The sequence below is a fragment of the Micropruina sp. genome (assembly GCF_027492755.1).
Taxonomy (GTDB): domain Bacteria; phylum Actinomycetota; class Actinomycetes; order Propionibacteriales; family Propionibacteriaceae; genus Micropruina.
Genome location: NZ_JAPUED010000096.1, coordinates 13,169 through 14,361, shown reverse-complemented (window position 1 = coordinate 14,361; position 1,193 = coordinate 13,169). Strand labels below are relative to the sequence as shown.

Here is a 1,193-nt window from a genome sequence, read left to right as displayed (position 1 = left end):
TCGAGAACGACTTCATCCCGACCGTCGCCAAGCGCGGCGCGGCCATCATCGCGGCCCGCGGCTCGTCCTCGGCTGCCTCGGCGGCGAACGCCACCATCGAGCACATGCGCGACCTGCTCAACGGCACCCCGGCCGGTGACTGGGTGTCGATGGCGGTGCCGTCCGACGGCTCCTACGGGGTACCCGAGGGCATCATCTCGTCGTTCCCGTGCACCACGTCCGACGGCAGCTACAGCATCGTCCAAGGCCTGGAGATCGACGACTTCAGCCGCGGCAAGATCGACGCCTCGGTCGCCGAACTGCAGGACGAGGCCAAGGCAGTCACCGAGCTCGGCCTGATCTGATCGACGACCCCGGGATGCCGGTCGTCAGCTGGGTCGCCGCCGTCGTCTGTTGCCTCGGCTACGGAGTCGGCTCGGTCCTGCAGTCGGTCGGGGCGAAACGGGCCGCTGCCGTCACGGGAGTCTCCGGGGTTGTCTCGATCGTTGCACAGCTGCCTTATCTGCTCGGGCTGGCGGCCGACGGTGTGGCCTTCGTCGCCAACGTCGTGGCCGCCCGTGACCTGCCGCTCTTCCTGGTGCAGTCGGTCATGGCGGCCTCGGTAGGCGTCACCGCGGTCATCGCGGCACTGCGGGGATCCCCGCTCCGCGGACGGGACTGGGCAGCACTCGGCACCTTGGGTACGGGCCTGGTGCTGCTCGCGGTCAGCGCCAGCGCCGACTCCCCACTGGCCGCAGCGCCGGCTGTGGAGTGGGCCATCCTGGGCTCGTGCGTCTTGCCCGCCGTGGTGGGTCTGATCGGGCTGCGGCTGTCCGGGTCCCGGTCGTGGATGGTGCTCGCGGTCGCCTCCGGCCTCGGCTTCAGCGTGGTGGGAGTGGCGTCGCGTGGTTTGGGCGCGTTGCCGGTTGCCGTGGGCCTGCTGGCACATCCGTTGCTGTGGTCGCTGGTCGCCGGCGGCGTCCTGGCGATGGCATTCTTCGCGGTCGCCCTGCAACGCGGACCGGTGACCGCCGTCACCGCAGTCACCTTCACCATCGAGGTCGTCCTGCCCTCGTTCATCGGACTGCTGCTGTTCGGCGACCGGGTCGGCTCCGGGCTCGGCCCGGTCGCCGCCGTGGGCTTCGCCCTCGCGATCGCCGGGTCGACGGCCCTCGCCCGGTTCGCGCAGTAGCCGGCCGGCTGCAGGGAACCCG

Annotated in this window: 1 protein-coding gene and 1 pseudogene; both read left to right on the top strand. The window is 71.1% G+C overall.

Features of this window, described 5'->3' with window-relative positions; genetic code table 11:
- A pseudogene (locus Q0066_RS06645) lies at nucleotides 1-344 on the top strand (malate dehydrogenase); the annotation flags it as partial.
- A 14-nt stretch (nucleotides 345-358) separates the two neighbouring features.
- A complete protein-coding gene (locus tag Q0066_RS06640; protein ID WP_298131331.1) occupies nucleotides 359-1,171 on the top strand; it encodes a hypothetical protein in 813 nt (270 codons plus the stop codon).
- Nucleotides 1,172-1,193: the final 22 nt, after the last annotated feature.